The sequence below is a fragment of the Paracoccus bogoriensis genome (assembly GCF_019431455.1).
Classification (GTDB): Bacteria; Pseudomonadota; Alphaproteobacteria; order Rhodobacterales; family Rhodobacteraceae; genus Paracoccus; species Paracoccus bogoriensis.
Genome location: NZ_JAHYSR010000014.1, coordinates 41,466 through 59,926 on the forward strand (window position 1 = coordinate 41,466; position 18,461 = coordinate 59,926).

Genomic DNA, 18,461 nt, shown 5'->3' on the forward strand with positions numbered 1-18,461 from the left:
CATTCAGGACGCCGCGCGCACCAGAACCACCGTCATGGCGGCGATGCCCAGCGTCGCCGCAATTGCGGTCCTCGGATCGGTGCCCATCGTGCTGACTGCCAGCGCGCAGAAGGCCCAGATCAGGGCGGCCGAATAGCCGATCGCCGGTCCGATCCAGGTCTGCGCCGCAGCCCCGAAAGCCGCCGCGGGCAAGACCGCCAGCGCAGCCGCTTCCCCCATGCTCAGCGGTGTCAGCCCCGCCACCGCCATGGCCAAGGCCGCCGAGGTCAATGCCGTCAGCCAGCCCGCCAGAAAGCCGATGGCGGGTCGGTGCCGCCCCACCGCACGCCTGGCCGCGGCCAGCGCGGCAAGGGTCGCGGCCGTCAATCCCAGCAGCAGAAGCACGGGCTGCCCCAAAGCGATCCAGGGCAGGACCGCCGCGAGGACCAGCGCCGCAGTCACAGGCAGGGTGACGCCCGCAATCTGCGATGGCTCGGTCCATTGGCCGACCAGGTCCAGCGCCACCATCGCCCATATCGCCAAGAGCAGCGCCCACATCAGGCCGCTGTCGGGCGCCAGATAGGCGCGGATCACCGAGGCCTCTGGTCCCGGCCAGCGCTCTGCCAGCAGCACAGTCTGCGACATCCCCGACACGAGGAAAAGCGCTGATGCGCCGCCATACAGAATGGTTCGGAACCGTGCCATACCCCCGAACGCGCCGTCGCCCCGGCAGGTTGCGCCATGGCGCGGTTTGTCTCAGGTCAACGCGCCCTCGCTTGTCAGCCGGGTCGCGCCGCCCAGATAGCGCGACAGCGCCGCCGGCAGCGTCACCGAGCCGTCCGCCTGCTGGCCGTTTTCCAGCACGGCGATCAGCGTGCGGCCCACCGCCAGTCCCGAGCCGTTCAGCGTGTGAACGAATTCGGGCTTGCCGCCGCCCTCGGGGCGGTAGCGGGCGTTCATGCGCCGCGCCTGATAATCGCCGCAATAGCTGACGCTGCTGATCTCGCGATAGCGGTTCTGGCCGGGCAGCCAGACCTCGATGTCATGGGTGATGCGCGCGCCTGCGCCCATGTCGCCGGTGCACAGGACGACGGTGCGATAAGGCAGGCCCAGGGCTTCGAGCACGGCCTCGGCGCAGCGGGTCATGCGCTCGTGTTCGGCCAGCCCCGACCGGGCATCGGTGATCGAGACCATCTCGACTTTCTCGAACTGGTGCTGACGCAACATGCCCGTTGTGTCACGGCCTGCGCTGCCGGCCTCGGACCGGAAGCATTGGCTGTGGGCGACCATGCGGCGTGGCAGGGCGGCGTGATCCAGCAGATCGCCGTTCACGGTATTGGTCAGAGTCACCTCGGAAGTCGGGATCAACCAGAAGCCCTCGCGCGTCTGATAGCTGTCCTCGCCGAATTTCGGCAGCTGGCCGGTGCCGATCATCATTTCTTCGAGGACAAGAACCGGTGTCCAGGTCTCCTCAAGCCCGTGCTGATCGACATGCAGGTCCAGCATGAACTGCGCCAGCGCCCGGTGGATGCGCGCAACCGCGCCCTTGAGCACGACGAAGCGGCTGCCCGACAGCTTGGCGCCGGTCTCGAAATCCAGGCCCATGCGGGCGCCAGGGATCTCGAAATGTTCGACCGGGGTGAAGTCCATTGCCCGAGGGGTGCCCCAACGGCGAAGCTCGACATTGCCGTTCTCGTCGTCGCCGTCCGGGACATGGTCCAGAGGCAGGTTGGGAATACCCAGCAACAGATCGCGCAGCTCGGCGTCAAGCGCCTCGGCCTCGGCGCTCATCCGGGCGATGTCGGCCTTTTTCTCGGCGACCAGCGCGCGGAGGCGCTCGAATTCGGCATTGTCGCCGCGTGCCCTTGCTGCACCGACTTCCTTGCTGGCGCGGTTCTGGTCGGCCTGGGCTGTCTCGGCGGCGCTGATCCGGGCGCGGCGTTCGGCATCCAGCGACAGGATCCGCGCGGTCAGGCCCGACAGGCCGCGCCGGTTCAGCGCCTGTTCGAAGGCATCGGGATTTTCGCGGATCGCACGAATGTCATGCATGGGGCACCTTTACGGCTCGGGTCATCGGTGACGCCTGCCTAGCGCATGAAGGGCCGGACAGAAAGCCCGGCCCTGATGCCTGCCCGGATTGACGCGGCGGCTGCGTCTGCAGGGCCATCAGCGCGCGCAGAACAGCCGATACATCAGGCCGACCACCTCGGCCGCGCGTGGGTCCGCGACCGAGTAGTAACGCGCCTTGCCGTCACGGCGGCACTCGACCAGCCCCTCGGCCCGCAGCCGCGCAAGCTGCTGGCTGACCGCAGCCTGACGCTGGCCCAGCAGCGTTTCCAGCTCGCTTACGGTCTTTTCGCCCCCTGAAAGGTGGCACAGGATCATCATGCGCCCCTCATGCGCCAGAGCCTTCATGAAGGCGCTGGCTTCTGCGGCGCGCTCCATCATCTCGGCAATCTCGCGCTCGCCCGTCGCAGGCTGTGCGTCGTCGATAGAACCGGCCGCCCCGGATATCTCCATCATGTCGATCACCCTTGTCATGGCCGCACACCATGCGCGGTCTGGCCTGTCTGTTTCAGTAAGGCTTTCAGTGTCGCGTGAAAATGGTCTTTTCCCTGATAACCATCGAACCGGCCCAATTCCGCCCCTTGTCGCAGAAGGATGAAGGTCGGCGTCATGCGGGGCAGAGCGTCCAGCAGCAGCCCATCAGGGTAGGGGCCGTCCAGATCGACCAGCAGCAGGGACGGCATCCCCGCGCTGGGTCGCGCCAGACCGGGCGCGGTCTCGGCCAGCCATGCCGTCGAGGCCGGGCAATCGCCCGAGGTGACGGCTAGCAGTTCCAAGCCGCCACGCGCCTCGACACGGGCCAGCGCGGGCCACGCCGCCAGGATCAGCCCCGCGCCGAAAAGCAGCGCGCGGCGATTCGGCGTCGGGACAGGGTCAGGACAAGGCATCGCGGCGATCCTGCGGAATTGATCCCCGAAATGGGAATGCGTCGTGCTCGTTGCAAGTCTCGGCAGGCGCGAGGGATTGCCCGCACCGCGCCACTGGTCCAATCTTGGATCGCGCCCCTGGGGCGGGCGCCAGCGATGAGAGGGCCGATGACGGACGACCTGCTTGACCCGCTTTGCAAGGGCGACCGCCGTGCCCTGTCGCGTGCGATCACGCTGATCGAATCCACGCGCCCCGACCATCGCGACCGCGCGCAGGCCCTGCTGGCGGCGCTGCCCGAACGGCAGGCCTTGCGGATCGGGCTGTCGGGGACGCCAGGCGTCGGCAAATCGACCTTTATCGAGCGGTTCGGGCTGATGCTGACCGGGCAGGGGCTGCGCGTGGCGGTGCTGGCGGTCGATCCGTCCTCGACCCGGTCCGGCGGGTCGATCCTGGGCGACAAGACGCGGATGGACCTGCTGTCGCGCGATCCTGCGGCCTATATCCGGCCCTCGCCATCCGGGGCGACGCTTGGCGGGGTCGGGCGGCGCACGCGCGAGGCGATCCGGCTGTGCGAGGCGGCGGGTCACGACGTGATCCTGGTCGAAACCGTCGGCGTCGGCCAGTCCGAGACGCTTGTGGCCGACATGACCGACCTGTTCGTTCTGCTGCTGGCACCTGCGGGCGGCGACGAATTGCAGGGCGTCAAACGCGGCATCATGGAAAGCGCCGACCTGATCCTGGTGAACAAGGCGGACGGAGAGCTTCTGTCGCCCGCGCGCCGGACGGTGGCCGATTACGCCGGCGCGCTGCGGCTGCTGCGCAAGCGCCCGCAGGATGCGCCGGGCTTTCCCAAGGCGCTGCCCGTCTCGGCCGCTACGGGCGACGGGCTGGCCGATGCCTGGGCGCAGATGCAGTCCTTGGCCGAATGGCGGCGGGCCGAGGGGCATTTCAACGCCAACCGCGCCGCCCAGTCCCGCCAATGGTTCGAGGCAGAGCTGCGCGCCGCCCTGCTGGCGCGGATCGAAACCCCCGAGGCCCGCGCGCGTATCGCGGCCCTCGGGCAGGAGGTCGCGCGGGGTGCCGTCCTGCCCGGCGCCGCCGTCCAGACCATGCTGGACTGGCTGGACGGCCCGCGCGTGCCCGCGTGAATGCGCTGCCCGATCCTGACGCCCGCCGTCCCGCCGAATCGGCCATGATCGGAGTGACAGGAGGCACCATGCGCGACTTGACCGATCACGACAGCCTTTATGCGGCGCTTCTGGCACGCGATCCCGCCTATGATGGGCGTGTCTGGGTGGGGGTGGCGACCACCGGGATCCTGTGCCGGCTGACCTGCCCTGCGCGCAAGCCGCACCCCGAGAATTGCCGCTGGTTCGATGATCCGGCAATCGCGCTGGCGCAGGGCTTTCGCCCCTGCCGCCGCTGCGATCCGTTGGACGAGGGGGCGCCGGTCGTGGCCGATCTGCTGGCCGCGCTGAAGGCCGAGCCGGGTCGCCGCTGGTCCGAGCGCGATCTGGTCGCGCGCGGGCACGACCCCTCGACCGTCAGGCGGCTGTTCCGCCGCCGCTTCGGTCAGAGCTTTCTGGCCATGGCGCGCGCGGAAAGGCTGCGTCAGGGGGTGACGATGCTGAAACAGGGCGCGCCGGTGATCGAGGCGCAGCTGGATGCGGGCTTCGAATCGGCCTCGGGGTTCCGGGCGGCGTTCCGGCGCCTGTTCGGCCACGCCCCCCAACAGATGCGGGAACAGGGCGGCGCGCTGGCCGACTGGATCGACACGCCCCTGGGCGCGATGATCGTGATTGCCGACGACACCCACTTGCATCTTCTGGAATTCGTCGAGCGCAAGGCGCTGCCGGCGGGGCTGGCGCGGATTTCGGCCCTTCTGGGCGGGCAGGTCGGACTGGGGCGGACGCCGCTCACCGACCGGGCCGAGGTCGTTCTGGTCGATTATCTGTCGGGGCGCCGGGAGGCGGCCGATCTTCCGGTGAAGCTGCATGGCACTGATTTTCAACGCAAGGTCTGGCAGGAACTGCGCCGGATCCCGCCCGGCGAGACGCGCAGCTACGGTGATCTGGCCCGCGCCATCGGCGCCCCGCGTGCGGTGCGCGCGGTCGCGGCGGCCAATGCCGCCAACCGGCTGGCGCTGGTCGTGCCCTGCCACCGGGTGATCGGGGCGGATGGGCGGATGCAGGGCTATGCGGGGGGCCTTTGGCGCAAGCAGAGGCTGATCGCGCTGGAAGCCGAGTGGGCGGCGAATCTGTCCGCCAAGGGTTGACGAGGCCCCCGGCTTGGCTGTATTCACCCGCGAACGGAATTCCGGGCGCTGCCTCGCGGCGCCCTTTCACATTGGGACGGACCCCGCCGGTCCTCCCGCATAGCTGAGACGAAGGAACAATACCATGTCGCGCGTCTGCGAACTGACCGGCAAAGGCCCGATGACCGGCAATAATGTCAGCCATGCCAACAACAAGACCCGCCGCCGGTTCCTGCCGAACCTGAACGATGTCACGCTGATGTCGGAAAAGCTGGGCCGCGGCTATTCGCTGCGCATCTCGGCCGCCGCGCTGCGTTCGGTCGATCACCGTGGCGGGCTGGACGCCTACCTGGCGAAAGCCAAGGACAGCGACCTGTCGGACCGCGCGCTCAAGATCAAGCGCGAACTGGCCAAGGCCGAGACTGCGCAGGCCTGATTACCCCGACGGCTTGAACCGACCCGACCCCGCCCCTGGCGGGGTCTTGTCGTTCGCGCGACGCAATGACTGGTGACGCGGGCCGCGCATCGCGCTAGACCGGCCGCATGTCTCGTCCGCTTGCCGCATTTCTGATTCTGATTGTCGCGCTGACCAGCATTGGGCTGGGTTCGGCCCGCGGGACAGCGCGGATCGGCGGTGAGGTCGTGCTTTGCACCGGCCAGGACGTTGTCGTGACGCGGCTGCCTGCCGATCCTGACCGAAGCAGCGCGCATCTTTGCCCGGACATGGCGCTGTCGCTGATGGCCGCCGCCGCCCCGCCCTATGCGGCCGTGCCCGACCGCGCGGCCATGCCGCAACCGATACCGCCCGCCGCGCTTGGCTCCCTCGCCGCCGCCGCGACGCGCCCGGTGCGGGTCAGGGGACCGCCCGCCGGGGCTTGAGCCCCGAACGGAAAACCCTGACAGATCAAGGATACCAACATGACGAAACTTGCCTTTTTCGCGGGCGCGATCGCTCTTGTTCCCTTTGCCGCGCTGGCCCATGACGGGATGCATGTGAACGACGCCTATGCCCGCAGCGCCAATCCGATGACCGGAGCGGTCTTCATGGAACTGGAAAATCATCGCGAGGTCGATTGCACTCTGGTCTCGGCCGCTTCGGATGCGGCCGAACGGGTCGAGCTGCACACCCATCTGCACGAGGATGGGGTGATGAAGATGGTCGAAGTCGAAGAGGGATTCCTGATCCCCGCTGGCGAAACGAGGCTGCTGGACCGGGGCGGCGATCATGTGATGCTGCTGGGTTTGACGCAGCCTCTGGCGGATGGCGACATCGTGCGCCTTTCGCTGGATTTCGGCGAATGCGGCACCGAGGAAATCGAGGCCGTCGTCGATAATCAGCGCATGGGTGGCGGCCATGGCCAGGGTCACGGCCACGGTGACAGCGAGGCTCACGATCACGGCCACAGCCATGCCGAGGGCGAACACAAGAGCCACTGAAGTCACGCCCGCGGGTCCGGCCGGTGCCGGGCCCGCCTGTTCCCATTAGCCCGCGCGGCGCAGGCGCAGTGCGTTGCCGATCACGCTGACCGAGGACAGCGCCATCGCCCCCGCCCCCAGCATGGGCGAAAGAGCCGGGCCTCCGAAGGGGACCAGAACGCCCATCGCCACCGGGATCAGCGCGGTATTGTAGGCAAAGGCCCAGAACAGGTTCTGCCGGATGTTGCGCATCACCGCCCGCGACAGCCGAAGCGCCCGGACCACCCCCGCCGATTCGCCAGAGATCAGCACGGCATCCGCCGCCTCGATGGCGATGTCGGTGCCGCTGCCGATGGCCAGCCCAGTCTCGGCGGCGGCCAGGGCCGGGGCATCGTTGATCCCGTCGCCCACAAAGACCGTGCCTGCACCCATGGCGCGGATCTCTTGCAGCTTCTGCTGCGGCGAAAGGCCGGCCTTGACCTCGTCCAGCCCCAGTTCCGCGCCCACGGCTTGCGCGGTGGCGGGCACGTCGCCTGACAGCATCACGACCCGCAGGCCCATCGCGCGAAGGGCGGCGACGGTTGTCTTGGCATCCGGGCGCAGCCTGTCCGACAGGGCAAGGCTGGCGACATGGCGGCCATTGATCGCCAGGTGCACCGGTGTCGCGCCCGCGCGGGCTACAGCCTCGGCCTGGTCCATCAAGGCGGGGGCGGCGGCAATGCCCGCCTCGGTCAGCGCCGTCTCGTTGCCGATCAGCAGCGAGAGGCCATCGACTTCGGCCGTCAGGCCGCGCCCGGCCTCGGCCCTGACGCTTGTGGCGCGCGGCAGGGACAAGGCGCGCGCCTCGGCCTCGTGCAGGATCGCGCGGGCGAGGGGGTGTTCGGATTGCGCCTCCGCTGCGGCCATCAGCGCCAGCGCGTGATCCTCGGTCAGGCCTCTGGTCCAGATGCCGCTTACCGAGGGGCGGCCCAAGGTCAGCGTGCCGGTCTTGTCGAAGCCGATCACGCGGGCCGAGGCCAGTTTTTGCAGCGCATCGCCGCGCCGGAACAGGACGCCCAGTTCCGCACCGCGCCCGCTGCCGACCATCACCGAGACCGGCACGGCCAGCCCCATCGCGCAGGGACAGGCGATGATCAGGACGGCGACCGCCGCCGTGACGGCCTCGGCCAGGCCAGGTCCGAAGGCCAGCCACAAGGCCAGCGTCAACGCCGACAGCGCGATGATGACCGGCACGAAGATGCGCGTCACCCGGTCAACCAGCGCCTGAACAGGCAGGCGGGTGGCCTGCGCGGATTCCACCATCGCCACGATCCGCGACAGCACCGTATCGGCGCCCGTCGCCTCGACCCGGTAGGTCAGGGCCGAGCCGCCGTTCAGCGTGCCGCCCGTGACCTTGTCGCCGGGCGATTTCAGCACGGGCAGAGGCTCGCCGGTCAGCATGGATTCGTCGATATGGCCCTGACCCTCGGTCACGGTTCCGTCCAGCGCCACACGTTCGCCCGGTTGCAGCAAGACCAGATCGCCGGGCCGCAGGGATGCGGTCGGCACCAGAACCGACTTGCCGTCGCGGATCAGGCGGGCCTGATCAGGTGCCAGTGCGATCAGGCGGCGGATCGCCTCGCCCGCCTTGCCGCGCGCGCGGGCCTCCAGGTAGCGGCCGGTCAGGATCAGCGTGGCGATGACGGCGGCGGCCTCGAACCAGACATGGCGCGAGGCTTCGGGCACCAGCCCCGGCGCCAGTGTCACGACCGACGAGAACAGGAACGCCGTGCCCGCACCAAGTGCCACCAGGCTGTTCATCTCGGGCGCGCCGCGCAGCAGGGCCGGGATACCCGTGGTGAAGAAGCGTCGTCCCGGCCCCGCCAGAACAGCAGCCGTCAGCGCCATCTGGACCAGCCACAGTTTTTGGTGGCCGACAAGCCCGTGCAGCCAGTGGTGGAAGGCCGGGACCGCATGGCCGCCCATTTCCAGCACGAAGACCGGCAGGGTCAGCAGCCCGGCCCGCAGCGCATCGGCGCGCAAGGTGCGCGCCTCGGTGTCGTGCACGGGGGCCTTGGCCGCGTCGGTGCCTGCGGGGCGCGCGGGATAGCCAAGCCGCGTGATCATGTCGGCCAGATCCTCCGCACCGACCGAGGGCGCGTGGCTGATCGTTGCCGCGCGTGTGGCCAGGTTCACCTGCGCTTCGGCGATGTCGGGGCGAGATTGCAGGGCGCGCTGGATGCGCGCGGCACAGGCGCCGCAAGTCATGCCCTCGATCTTGATCCGGGTGGTGGTCAGTTCGGCGGGATAGCCCGCTCGGGTCAGCGCGTCCTGCACTTGCGCCAGGGTCGCCCCGTCCAGCCGTAGCTGGGCGTGCCGGGTCATGGGGTTCACATTGGGTTCGATCACGCCGGGCAGGGCGGCCAACGCCCTGGTCGCGCGCGCGGCGCAGCCCCCGCAGGAGATGCCGCGCAGGGGAAGGTCGATGATGTCGGTCTGGGTCATGGTGATGTCCGCTGAGAAGGGCCGGGAAGGGCAGTTTTTCTCAGGCGGCGGGCGGGGCCTGCGGATGCGCGGGCGCGGCGCGGGGCGGGAAGGCGGCGCGCGGCGGGTGCCGGTCGGGCCTGGGCCGGCGCGGCGCCTGCGTCTGGGGGTGGCTGGCCGGGCGCAGGCAGCGGCAGGCGCGATCACCGCACCCGCGGCACAGATGCCGGGGGCGCGGCGCCTCGCGGCGGGGCGCGTTGCGGTGCGCGTTCCGGGGGGCTGCACAACACATCACCCTGAGATGTGCCTCGGATGGCTTCGCGTCAAGCGCCATCAGCGCCACAAGTTGCGCGCGTCGCCCTTTAGCGGTTATCCTGACCGCAGGGAATGATACGGGATACCGCCATGAACCGCCGTCAGATGTTGTTGTCCACTCTGCCCCTGCTGGCCCTGCCTTCGGTCGCATGGGCGCAGGCAGCCGACCCCTATGCCCCGACCGAGGTCGCCATCCGCGACGATTTCGAGGTGGGCAGCATTGTCGTCGTCAGTCGGGACTTCTTTCTGTATCACGTGATCGCGCCGGGCCGGGCGATTCGCTACGGTGTTGCCGTAGGCCGTGACGAACTGGTCTGGAAGGGCAAGGCCACGATCGGGCGCAAGGTCGAATGGCCCAGCTGGCGTCCCACGCCCGAGATGATCGCCCGCAACCCCGCCGCCTACGAGAAATACAAGGATGGTATGCCGGGCGGGCCGCAGAACCCGTTGGGCGCGCGGGCGCTGTATCTCTATAACGACCGCGGGCAGGACACCGCCATCCGCATCCACGGCACGACCGAGCCGGGCTCGATCGGGCGTGCAGTCTCGAATGGCTGTCTCAGAATGCGGAACGAGGCGGTCATGAGCCTCTATGACCGCGTTCCCATCGGCACCCCGGTTTACGTGTTCTGATCGGTTCTGCCAGATCCTGTCAGATGGTTCCAGCGTCGCGGCCGGAGCCTTTGGGTGAGAGGGCTGCGATCTGAAAGACCGCACGCGGTCGCAGATGATCCGGCAGCGGGGCAGAGAGCCGCCCGCCGACCGCAAGCGGATGGCCCTTGGCCAAGCGCCGGCTGGACCCGCCCGTCAGACAGGTCGCCTTTCCCGGTCTTGCGGGGGGCTTCGGTCCTTCTGGCCCTGTGGTCGTCGGAAGGGTGCAAGCCAAGGGCGCGGTGCTTGCGACCATCCGACCGCGCGTTCAGGCAATCACCCGCTTTGGTGGCGCTGCGTCATGCCGTTTTGCGTCTTGCTGTGAAACTGGCGACGGCCATTGATCCCTGTTCTTGCAATCGCGATCACGCGGGCGCGGCCCCGGTCAGGCCGCGAGCCACACGGTCGGCCTGTTGCAGCAAGGCGAAGGCGCGCGCGCGGCGGTCGTGAAGCGCCGCGATCCGCCCCCCGGCGGGGTGAAAGCGCGCCCTTTCGCGCGACATCGCGGCCATCGCGTCACCAAGCGTCGCGGCATGGCCCGACGTGACCGCCCCCAGCATCGCGGCGCCCAGCAGCACCGGCTCGGGGCAGTCCGTATCCATGACCGGCAGGCCGCTGGCGTCGGCCAGCAATTGCTTGACCGCGTCGCTTGCCCCTGCACCGCCGCTGATGGCGACAAGGTGGGGCGTCACGCCCTGTGCGGCCTGCGCCTCGATGATCTGGCGCAGCCCGTAGCCGATGCCGTAGAGCCCCGCGACGTAAAACCCCAGCAGATCGCCTTGGCCCCGATCCATGCCCAGGCCGGACAGGACCGCGCCGGCATGGGGATCGGCATGAGGCGCGCGGTTGCCCAGGAAATCCGGCACGACCATGCGGCTGCCCGCCAGATCGACTGCCTGGCTGACATCGGGACACAGCGCCTGAAGCCGCGACAGAAGGTGGTCCTGGATCGAGCCGCCTCCGGTCCTGATCTGTGCGCTTGCGGGGTGGGTCGCGATGATCTGGGCGATGGCCTCGCCCGCCGCGGACTGGCCGCCCTCGGACAGCCAGAGGCCGGGGATCATCGCGGAATGATAGGGCCCCCAGATGCCCGGCACGAAATGCGGCTGCGGCGACGACGCCATCGTGCAGGCCGAGGTGCCGAAGACATAGGCCATCACGGCCTCGGGGCCGGCATCGCGTGCCGCCCCCACGGTTGCGATGCCGCCCGCATGAGCGTCGATCAGTCCCGCGCCGACCGGCGTGCCGGGCCGCAGCCCCATTTCCGCTGCGGCCTCGGGGGTCAGGCCTGCGCCAAGCGGCGTGCCGGGCTGCACAATCGTCTGGCCGATGCGGGCGAAATCCTCGCTGGCCAGCGCGCCCAGCCCGATCTGGTGGAAGTAGCTTGCGTCCCAACGCTGCTCATGGGCCAGATAGGTCCACTTGCACGTCACCGTGCAGGCCGAGCGGGCCAGACTGCCCGTTGCGGCCCAGGTCAGAAAATCGGCCAGGTCCAGGAAATGCCCGGCGCGTGCAAATGCCTCTGGCATGGTTTCGGCCAGCCACAGAAGTTTCGGCGTCTGCATCTCGGGCGAGATGCGCCCGCCGACATAGTCCAGCACCGGATGGCCGGTCGCGTTGATCCGCTCGGCCTGGTCGGTCGCGCGGTGATCCATCCAGACGATCACGTTACGCGCCGGATCGCCCGAGGGGCCGATGGCCATGGGCTGCCCGGCGCGGTCCAGCACCACCAGCGAGCAGGCCGCGTCGAAGCCGATCCCCGCGACGCGCGCCGGGTCGGTTCCCGCCACGGTCTGCCGGACGCTGGCGCAAACGGCGGTCCAGATCGCGGCGCTGGACTGCTCGACGATATCGCCGCCCTCGCGCCAGATGGGAAAGGGGGTCTTGTGGCTGGCCAGCAGCGTGCCGGTCTGGTCGAACAGCCCCGCCCGCGCGCTGCCGGTGCCGACATCGACGCCGATGAACAGAGGCCCGGCCATCACAGATCCACCGCGTTGGGCAGGATCACCAGATCGCGGATCACCACGTTGCGCGGCCGCGTCAGCATGAAGACGACGCAATCGGCGACCTCTTCGGGCTGCATCAGGCTGCCCTCGGCCAGGGCCTGATCCATCTTGGCCTTGGGCCAGTCGTCCAGAAGCGCGGTCACGACCGGGCCGGGCAGCACCGCGCCCACCCTGACGCCGTGGCTCGACATCTGTCGCCGCAGCGTATGCGTGAAGGCCTGGATCGCGTGTTTCGAGGCGGTATAGACCGGCTCCCACACCACCGGCACGACGCCCGCGATGGAGCTGGTCAGGATCACGTCGCCCGACCCTTGCACCACCATATGCGGCAGCACCGCGCGGATCGTTCGGAAGGCCGCGTTGATGTTGAGGTTCAGCACCCGGTCCCAGGCATCGGGATCGCCGGTCAGCACCGCGCCGCCCACATAGGCGCCCGCATTGGCGTGGAACACGTCCAGCCGCCCGGTCGCGGCCAGAATCTGCGGCAGCATCGCATCGACGCTGGCGGGGTCGGTCACATCGGTGACTACCCCATGCGCGCCCGGACCCAGTTCGTCGCAAAGCGCCGCCAGCCTGTCGCCCGCCCGGTCGATCAGCGCCACCTCGGCCCCCGCCGCAAGGCAGGCGCGCGCGCAGGCCAGCCCGATCCCCGAGGCCGCCCCGGTGATGGCCACGGTCTTTCCGCCCAGTGCGTTCATCATTCCCCCCGTTCTAGATGCTGGAATAGCCGCCCTCGATCATCATCACTGCGCCGTTCACCAGATCGGACGCGCCAGAGGCCAGATACAGGGCCATGTCCGCGATCTCGACCGGCTGGCCGAAGCGGCCAAGCGGCGTGCGTGCGATGAACGGGTCTCGCCGTTCGGGCGCGGACCACAGCGCCTCGCCCATCTCGGTCAGCACGACGGTCGGGCAGATCGCATTGACCTGCACGTTATAGGGCGCGGCCTCGGTCATCAGCGCCTTGGTCAGCGCATTCAGCCCCCCTTTCGAGGCCGCATAGGCCGCATGATCGGGCAGGGCGATCACCCCGGTCTGGCTGGAAATGTTGATGATCTTGCCCATGCGCCTTTCGATCATCCCGGGAAGCACAGCTTGCGACAGGATGAAGGGCGCGGTCAGGTTCACGGCCAGCGTGCGCTGCCAATCGGCCGCGTCATAGCCGATCACGGGGCCGGTCAGCGCGATGCCCGCGCTGTTGACCAGAATGTCGATCCGTCCCGTGGCCAGCGCGCGATGCGCCACGCCCGCCGCATCATCGGCCAGATCGCCCGTCACCAGATCGCAGGATCGGCCCGCGCGGCGGATGGTCCTGGCCAGATCCTCCAGCCGGGCGGCGTCGCGGCCCTGGGCCACGATATCGGCCCCTGCATCGGCAAAGACCTCGGCAATGGCGCGGCCGATCCCCGAGGATGCGCCTGTGATCAGGGCGCGCTTACCGGTCAGGCTGAAGCGTCGGGTCCAGTCGGGCATGGTCACTCCAGATTCGTGTGGCGCGCGCGCATGGCATCAGGGGTGATGCCAAGACGGTCGCGCAGGTCCAGAACCAGAAGTTCGGAAAAGAGCAGCATCAGCACCTCGTAGAGCGAACCCATCGGCAGGATCGAACCCGCGCCCGCATCATCGGCCATGGTCTGTGCGGGTAGATGCACGACCAGATCTGCGGCACGCGGCACCGTGCCTTGTGGTTGCGCGGTCAGGCAGGCGACCTGCGCCCCTGCCTCGCGCGCTGTCGCTGCCAGCGAGGCCACGGTGCCGAAATGCCCGGGTCCTGCGCTGACCAGCAGCAGATCCCCCGGGCCAATTGGTGGAACGGTCATGTCTCCTACCACATGCGTGTCCAGCCCCAGATGGAACAGCCGCATCGCCAGGGCGCGCATCATCAGCCCTTCGCGCCCGACGCCGTGGCAGGCGATGCGTCCAGCCCCGGCCAGTGCCTGCGCCAGGGGGGCGATCTGGGCCAGCACCTCGGGGGCAAGGCCGGGGCGCAATTCATCAAGCAGGCGGTCGGCAGGTGCGGTCATGGCCTAGTCCAACGTGATCTGGATCTTGACGTCGGTCGGGCGCGCCTCGACCGCGCGGTCAAAGGCGGCGATGGCGTTGTCAAAGGCATAGGTCGCGGTGATCAGCCGCTTGAGGTCGATCCGCCCCGAGCCGATCACCTGAATGGCGCGGTCATACATGTTGGCATAGCGGAACACGGTCTCCATCCGGATCTCCTTGGACTGGGCCAGCACCAGGTCGAAGGGGACCGGATCGACCGGCATACCCACCCAGACGACGCAGCCCGCCGGCGCGACCGCCCGCAGCGCGGTCTGGATCGCGCCGGCCGCGCCAGCGCACTCGAAGACGACATCCGCGCCCCAGCCGCCGGTCGCATCCGCCACCACCCGTGCGGGGTCGTCGCGGCCTGCGTCGATGGGCGTGATCCCGTCGAATCCGCCCGCGATGGCCAGCTTGTCGGCCACCAGATCGCTGACGAAGACCCGCGCGCAGCCCCCTGCAAGGGCCGCCAGTGCCGTCATCACGCCGATCGGCCCGGCCCCTGTCACCAGCGCCACGTCGCCCGGTCTGATCCGCGCGCGCGCGGCAGCCTGCATACCGATGGCGAAAGGCTCGACCATCGCGCCCTCGGCCAGCGAGACATGGTCGGGCAGGCGATAGGTGAAAGCGGCCGGATGGATGACGAGGGGCGTCAGGCAGCCATGAACCGGCGGCGTCGCCCAGAACCGGACCGAAGGATCGACATTATAGACACCCAGCTTTGACGCTTTCGAGGTCGTGTCGGGGATGCCCGGCTCCATGCAGACGCGGTCGCCCACGGCAAGGTGCGTCACGCCGTCGCCCAGGGCGGTGACGATCCCCGCGGCCTCGTGGCCCAGAACCATCGGGGCCTCGACCGCGAAAGGACCGATCCGCCCATGCGTGTAGTAATGCACGTCGCTGCCGCAGATGCCCACGACCTTGACCGCGATGGCGACCTCGCCCGGTCCGGGCCGCTCCGGCAGGGCGATTTCTCGCAGGGACAGTCGGTTTCGCTCTTCGAGCACCAGGGCGCGTGCCATATTCGACCTCTTGTTCCGGGGCAAACCCGGCTAGACTGCCCGGGCCGCCAGCTTCGGGGCTGCCGCCCCTCATGCTGACGATACATAAGCACCAAAAGGTTTACAAATGTATTATTGCGGTGCATCAAGGCACAAATCGCGAGGAGGCGTCATGTATCTGGGAATCGACCTTGGCACGTCCGGGGCCAAGCTGCTGGTCATCGACGAGGTTCAGCACGTGCAGGCCGAGGCGACTGCGCGCGTGCCGGACCTGCTGCGTCCGGCGCCTCTTTCGGAACAGAATCCGGCCGCCTGGATCGCCGCGGTCGAAGAGGCTCTGGCGCAGATTGCGCGCGACCATCCCGGGCTTCTGGCGCAGGTGCGTGGGGTGGGGCTGTCGGGTCACATGCATGGCGCGGTCCTGCTGGATGCGAAGGATCGGGTGCTGCGGCCCTGCATCATGTGGAACGATGGCCGCTCGTCCCGCGAATGCAGCGAATTGTCCAAAGCGGCTGATTTCGAGGGGATCGGCGGCAATCTTGTCATGGCCGGCTTCACCGCGCCCAAGCTGGCCTGGGTCGCCCGGCACGAACCCGAGATCTTTGCCCGCACGGCCCGCGTCCTGCTGCCCAAGGATTACCTGCGGCTGTGGCTGACCGGCGATCACGTGGCCGAGATGTCGGACGCGGCGGGGACATTGTGGATGGATGTGGCCGCCCGGCGCTGGTCGCCCGAATTGCTGGCCGCGACCGGCCTGACCGAGGCGCAGATGCCGCGCCTGGTCGAAGGCACCGATGTCAGCGGCACCCTGCGCCCGGATATCTGCGCGCGATGGGGCTTTGCCCCAGGCACGGTCGTCGCGGGGGGCGCAGGCGACAATGCCGCTGCGGCCTGCGGGATGGGCATCGTCGAGGACGGCGCCTTCCTGTCGCTTGGCACCTCGGGCGTGGTCTTTGCGCCGAGCGACCAGTTCCGACCCAACACGCGGCAGGGGGTTCACGCCTTCTGCCATGCCGTGCCCGGTCATTGGCACCAGATGGGGGTGATCCTCGCGGCGGCCTCGTGCCTGGACTGGTTGGCGGGCATCCTGGGGCGCCCGGTTCCCGACATGCTGGCCTTGGCCGAGGGGCATGAGGGGCCTTCGCCCGTGCGCTTCCTGCCCTATCTGACCGGCGTTCGGACGCCGCACAACGACCCTACCGCGCAGGCCAGTCTGCACGGCATGACCAGCCGCACCTCCGCGCCCGATCTGGTTCTGGCCGTGCTGGAGGGCGTGGGCTTCGCGCTGGCCGATTGCCTTGACGCGCTGCGCGAGGGCGGCACCACGATCACCGAGGCCTACGCGGTCGGCGGCGGATCGCGGTCGCAGCTTTGGTTGCAGATCATCGCCGATATCTGCGGCGTCACGCTTCTGATCCCGGAACGCGGCGAATATGGCGCGGCCTTCGGCGCGGCGCGGCTGGGACAGGCGGCGGCACTGGGCTATGATCCCGCCCGTTTCGGAAGGCCCGCCGTCAGCCGCCGGGTCACGCCGGATGCGGCACGCCACGAAGCCTATGCAGCGGCCCATGCCGAATGGCGGGCGCTTTACCGGCCGGGCTGATCCTCGGCCAGAAGGGCGGTCGCGGTGTTCTCGTCGGTGACGAGCGTGTTGACGATGCCCGCGCGCAGGGCGGCGCGGATGATCGGCACCTTGTGCGCGCCCCCCGCGGCCAGGATCACGTTCGGCACTTGCCTCAGATCGTCCAGCGTCAGGCCGATCAGGCGGTTGTTCAGGTCATGCGCGACAGGGTTGCCGTCGGCGTCGAGGATGTTGCCGATGATGTCGCCTACCCCGCCAAGCGCGACCAGTTCCTGAGGGGTCACATCGCGGGGCAGGGCGTCGCGCACCAGAAGCGAGCGCGTCAGATCGCCCGTGGCCAGCGCCATTGCCTGACAGCCGCGGATCTTGTCCAGCGCCTGCGCGATCACGTCCTGCTGCATGAAGACCTGGCGGCTGGCGGCGCTGCCGGCATAGATCGGCGCCAGAAAGAATGAATGTTGCGCATTGCACAGATCGGCCAGGCGGGTCGTGATCTCGTAGCCATTCACGTCGGATCCGCGCGCGATGCCACCCATCACGGAAACGATTTCCAGATCGGGACGGTTGAGCGGCTGCATGAAGCGCGTGGCAAGGTTCAGCGTGTTGCCCCAGGACATGCCGAAGCGCGTCACGGCGCGGTCGGCCAGAAGATTGCCCAGATGTCCGCCCAGCCCCGCGCTGACCAGCGTCGTCACCGCGCCGGGCCGTTCCGGGCTGGGCACCACCACGGCGCGGCGCAGCGACCAGCGGTCCGCGACCTGCCATTCCAGCGCGGCCGAGGCTGCATAGACGCTGTCGATGCTGACCCGCAGGATGCCGCGCTGGCGCAGCTCGGCCAGGCCCTTGTTGACGCGCAGGCGGGTCAGGCCGAAGCGGGCGGCGGCCTCGGCCTGTGTCAGGCCCTCGATCTCGCAGGCATAGGCCAGACGGACCAGCAGTTGTTCTTCCGCGTCGATCTGCTCGATCTTGATCTGGCGTGCCATCGCCCCCTCTTGTTACTTGACCGCGCCCATCGTCAATCCGCGCACAAGCTGTTTAGAGGCGATCAGCGCAAAGATCAGCACCGGAATGACGATCAGCGTCGATGTCGCCATGATCTTGCCATAGGGCAGGTTGTAGCCCTCCATGAAGGACACGGCCATGGCGGGGGCCGTGCGCGCCTCGGACCGGGTCAGGATCAGACCGAACATCAGTTCGTTCCAGGAAAAGATGAACGAAAAGATCGCAGACACTGCGACGCCCGGCATGGCCAGCGGCAGGCAGATCTTGCGCATGATGGTGAACTGGGATGCGCCTTCCATCCGGGCAGCCTCGTCCAGGTCATAAGGGATTCCGCGGAACTGGTCGGTGACGATCCAGATGACGATCGGCAGGTTGAAGGTCAGGTAGATCAGGATCAGCGTGATGTGCTTGTCCAGCATTCCGAAATGCCGTGCGATCAGGAAGAAGGGCAGCGCCAGCACGATGGGCGAGATCATGCGATTGGTGATGAACCAGAACCACAGATCCTTTTTGCCGCGAAACTCGAACCGCGCCAGCGCAAAGGCTGCGGGCACCCCCAGCACCACCGCCAACGCGGTCGTCGAGACCGCGATGATCAGCGAGTTCAGCAGCGTGCGCGAGACGCCGTCCACGAACAGCGCCTGCCGGTAATTGTCCAGCGTCGGCGTGAAGATCCAGGCGGGCGGGGATTGCATCGCCACGACCTGCGTTTTCAGCGATGTTGTCACCATCCAGTAGAAGGGAAAAACGCAGACCAGGATGACCAGCGCCAGCAGCGCCAGTTCGATCGCCAGCGAACGGCGGGTCCGGTTCAT

19 protein-coding genes are annotated in these 18,461 nt (G+C 68.6%); 7 read left to right on the top strand and 12 right to left on the bottom strand.

Annotated features, from left to right (window positions below; all coding sequences use genetic code 11):
* Window positions 1-3: 3 nt before the first annotated feature.
* The 4 genes from KY389_RS08645 to KY389_RS08660 form a co-directional block, all read right to left on the bottom strand.
* Window positions 4-684 carry a hypothetical protein gene (locus KY389_RS08645; RefSeq protein ID WP_219830500.1) on the bottom strand — a complete coding sequence of 227 codons (681 nt, stop codon included), beginning with the start codon at window positions 682-684 and terminating at the stop codon, window positions 4-6.
* A gap of 51 nt (window positions 685-735) precedes the next feature.
* Window positions 736-2,028, bottom strand: a complete 1,293-nt coding sequence (gene serS, locus KY389_RS08650; RefSeq protein ID WP_219830501.1) for a serine--tRNA ligase — start codon at window positions 2,026-2,028, stop codon at window positions 736-738.
* A gap of 117 nt (window positions 2,029-2,145) precedes the next feature.
* Window positions 2,146-2,502 (bottom strand): ArsR/SmtB family transcription factor, encoded by a 357-nt coding sequence (locus KY389_RS08655; RefSeq protein WP_425517159.1) that lies wholly within the window; start codon window positions 2,500-2,502, stop codon window positions 2,146-2,148.
* Window positions 2,503-2,516: 14 nt separating this feature from the next.
* Window positions 2,517-2,933 (bottom strand): thioredoxin domain-containing protein, encoded by a 417-nt coding sequence (locus KY389_RS08660; protein WP_219830502.1) that lies wholly within the window; start codon window positions 2,931-2,933, stop codon window positions 2,517-2,519.
* 147 nt (window positions 2,934-3,080) lie between these two features.
* Between KY389_RS08660 and meaB the strand changes: the two genes are divergently transcribed.
* The 5 genes from meaB to KY389_RS08685 all read left to right on the top strand — a co-directional run bounded on the left by meaB (window position 3,081) and on the right by KY389_RS08685 (window position 6,604).
* Complete coding sequence (gene meaB, locus KY389_RS08665; RefSeq protein ID WP_219830503.1) at window positions 3,081-4,061, top strand: methylmalonyl Co-A mutase-associated GTPase MeaB; 981 nt, start codon at window positions 3,081-3,083, stop codon at window positions 4,059-4,061.
* Window positions 4,062-4,129: 68 nt separating this feature from the next.
* The gene (locus KY389_RS08670; protein WP_219830504.1) at window positions 4,130-5,188 is read left to right on the top strand and encodes a bifunctional transcriptional activator/DNA repair enzyme AdaA; all 1,059 of its coding nucleotides are present in this window, start codon (window positions 4,130-4,132) and stop codon (window positions 5,186-5,188) included.
* A gap of 124 nt (window positions 5,189-5,312) precedes the next feature.
* Entirely contained in the window at window positions 5,313-5,603 is a 291-nt protein-coding gene (gene rpmB, locus KY389_RS08675) for a 50S ribosomal protein L28 (protein WP_219830505.1), read from the top strand.
* A 107-nt stretch (window positions 5,604-5,710) separates the two neighbouring features.
* Complete coding sequence (locus KY389_RS08680) at window positions 5,711-6,046, top strand: hypothetical protein (RefSeq protein WP_219830506.1); 336 nt, start codon at window positions 5,711-5,713, stop codon at window positions 6,044-6,046.
* Window positions 6,047-6,085: 39 nt separating this feature from the next.
* Window positions 6,086-6,604 carry a copper chaperone PCu(A)C gene (locus KY389_RS08685; protein ID WP_219830507.1) on the top strand — a complete coding sequence of 173 codons (519 nt, stop codon included), beginning with the start codon at window positions 6,086-6,088 and terminating at the stop codon, window positions 6,602-6,604.
* A gap of 45 nt (window positions 6,605-6,649) precedes the next feature.
* Here KY389_RS08685 and KY389_RS08690 read toward each other — a convergent pair whose 3' ends face one another.
* Entirely contained in the window at window positions 6,650-9,067 is a 2,418-nt protein-coding gene (locus KY389_RS08690; protein ID WP_219830508.1) for a heavy metal translocating P-type ATPase, read from the bottom strand.
* A 384-nt stretch (window positions 9,068-9,451) separates the two neighbouring features.
* Here KY389_RS08690 and KY389_RS08695 point away from each other — a divergent pair, with 384 nt between their 5' ends.
* Window positions 9,452-9,994: a L,D-transpeptidase gene (locus tag KY389_RS08695; RefSeq protein WP_219830509.1), complete on the top strand. Its 543-nt coding sequence runs from the start codon at window positions 9,452-9,454 to the stop codon at window positions 9,992-9,994.
* Between the two features lie 383 nt (window positions 9,995-10,377).
* Here KY389_RS08695 and KY389_RS08700 read toward each other — a convergent pair whose 3' ends face one another.
* The 5 genes from KY389_RS08700 to KY389_RS08720 are packed head-to-tail and all read right to left on the bottom strand — an operon-like array spanning window position 10,378 to window position 15,083.
* Window positions 10,378-11,991 (bottom strand): FGGY-family carbohydrate kinase, encoded by a 1,614-nt coding sequence (locus tag KY389_RS08700; protein ID WP_219830510.1) that lies wholly within the window; start codon window positions 11,989-11,991, stop codon window positions 10,378-10,380.
* Window positions 11,991-12,719 (bottom strand): SDR family oxidoreductase, encoded by a 729-nt coding sequence (locus KY389_RS08705; RefSeq protein WP_219830511.1) that lies wholly within the window; start codon window positions 12,717-12,719, stop codon window positions 11,991-11,993. Before KY389_RS08705 ends, KY389_RS08700 begins: the two co-directional genes overlap by 1 nt.
* 10 nt (window positions 12,720-12,729) lie before the next feature.
* Complete coding sequence (locus KY389_RS08710; protein ID WP_219830512.1) at window positions 12,730-13,491, bottom strand: SDR family NAD(P)-dependent oxidoreductase; 762 nt, start codon at window positions 13,489-13,491, stop codon at window positions 12,730-12,732.
* 2 nt (window positions 13,492-13,493) lie between these two features.
* Window positions 13,494-14,042: an SIS domain-containing protein gene (locus tag KY389_RS08715; RefSeq protein WP_219830513.1), complete on the bottom strand. Its 549-nt coding sequence runs from the start codon at window positions 14,040-14,042 to the stop codon at window positions 13,494-13,496.
* A gap of 3 nt (window positions 14,043-14,045) precedes the next feature.
* The gene (locus KY389_RS08720) at window positions 14,046-15,083 is read right to left on the bottom strand and encodes an NAD(P)-dependent alcohol dehydrogenase (RefSeq protein ID WP_219830514.1); all 1,038 of its coding nucleotides are present in this window, start codon (window positions 15,081-15,083) and stop codon (window positions 14,046-14,048) included.
* Window positions 15,084-15,234: 151 nt separating this feature from the next.
* Between KY389_RS08720 and xylB the strand changes: the two genes are divergently transcribed.
* Window positions 15,235-16,665, top strand: coding sequence for a xylulokinase (xylB, locus tag KY389_RS08725; RefSeq protein WP_219830515.1), 1,431 nt, complete (start codon window positions 15,235-15,237; stop codon window positions 16,663-16,665).
* On the opposite strand, the gene KY389_RS08730 is transcribed toward xylB, so the two are convergent.
* Entirely contained in the window at window positions 16,650-17,627 is a 978-nt protein-coding gene (locus KY389_RS08730) for a sugar-binding transcriptional regulator (RefSeq protein WP_219830516.1), read from the bottom strand. The genes xylB and KY389_RS08730 overlap by 16 nt on opposite strands.
* A 12-nt stretch (window positions 17,628-17,639) precedes the next feature.
* A complete protein-coding gene (locus KY389_RS08735; protein WP_219830517.1) occupies window positions 17,640-18,461 on the bottom strand; it encodes a carbohydrate ABC transporter permease in 822 nt (273 codons plus the stop codon).

What these genes read in the sequence shown, in the direction of transcription:
- KY389_RS08645 (WP_219830500.1), bottom strand. Translation starts at nt 684, where the DNA reads ATGGCACGGTTCCGAACCATTCTGTATGGCGGCGCATCAGCGCTTTTC.
- serS (WP_219830501.1), bottom strand. Translation starts at nt 2,028, where the DNA reads ATGCATGACATTCGTGCGATCCGCGAAAATCCCGATGCCTTCGAACAG.
- KY389_RS08655 (WP_425517159.1), bottom strand. Translation starts at nt 2,502, where the DNA reads ATGATGGAGATATCCGGGGCGGCCGGTTCTATCGACGACGCACAGCCT.
- KY389_RS08660 (WP_219830502.1), bottom strand. Translation starts at nt 2,933, where the DNA reads ATGCCTTGTCCTGACCCTGTCCCGACGCCGAATCGCCGCGCGCTGCTT.
- meaB (WP_219830503.1), top strand. Translation starts at nt 3,081, where the DNA reads ATGACGGACGACCTGCTTGACCCGCTTTGCAAGGGCGACCGCCGTGCC.
- KY389_RS08670 (WP_219830504.1), top strand. Translation starts at nt 4,130, where the DNA reads ATGCGCGACTTGACCGATCACGACAGCCTTTATGCGGCGCTTCTGGCA.
- rpmB (WP_219830505.1), top strand. Translation starts at nt 5,313, where the DNA reads ATGTCGCGCGTCTGCGAACTGACCGGCAAAGGCCCGATGACCGGCAAT.
- KY389_RS08680 (WP_219830506.1), top strand. Translation starts at nt 5,711, where the DNA reads ATGTCTCGTCCGCTTGCCGCATTTCTGATTCTGATTGTCGCGCTGACC.
- KY389_RS08685 (WP_219830507.1), top strand. Translation starts at nt 6,086, where the DNA reads ATGACGAAACTTGCCTTTTTCGCGGGCGCGATCGCTCTTGTTCCCTTT.
- KY389_RS08690 (WP_219830508.1), bottom strand. Translation starts at nt 9,067, where the DNA reads ATGACCCAGACCGACATCATCGACCTTCCCCTGCGCGGCATCTCCTGC.
- KY389_RS08695 (WP_219830509.1), top strand. Translation starts at nt 9,452, where the DNA reads ATGAACCGCCGTCAGATGTTGTTGTCCACTCTGCCCCTGCTGGCCCTG.
- KY389_RS08700 (WP_219830510.1), bottom strand. Translation starts at nt 11,991, where the DNA reads ATGGCCGGGCCTCTGTTCATCGGCGTCGATGTCGGCACCGGCAGCGCG.
- KY389_RS08705 (WP_219830511.1), bottom strand. Translation starts at nt 12,719, where the DNA reads ATGATGAACGCACTGGGCGGAAAGACCGTGGCCATCACCGGGGCGGCC.
- KY389_RS08710 (WP_219830512.1), bottom strand. Translation starts at nt 13,491, where the DNA reads ATGCCCGACTGGACCCGACGCTTCAGCCTGACCGGTAAGCGCGCCCTG.
- KY389_RS08715 (WP_219830513.1), bottom strand. Translation starts at nt 14,042, where the DNA reads ATGACCGCACCTGCCGACCGCCTGCTTGATGAATTGCGCCCCGGCCTT.
- KY389_RS08720 (WP_219830514.1), bottom strand. Translation starts at nt 15,083, where the DNA reads ATGGCACGCGCCCTGGTGCTCGAAGAGCGAAACCGACTGTCCCTGCGA.
- xylB (WP_219830515.1), top strand. Translation starts at nt 15,235, where the DNA reads ATGTATCTGGGAATCGACCTTGGCACGTCCGGGGCCAAGCTGCTGGTC.
- KY389_RS08730 (WP_219830516.1), bottom strand. Translation starts at nt 17,627, where the DNA reads ATGGCACGCCAGATCAAGATCGAGCAGATCGACGCGGAAGAACAACTG.
- KY389_RS08735 (WP_219830517.1), bottom strand. Translation starts at nt 18,461, where the DNA reads ATGAACCGGACCCGCCGTTCGCTGGCGATCGAACTGGCGCTGCTGGCG.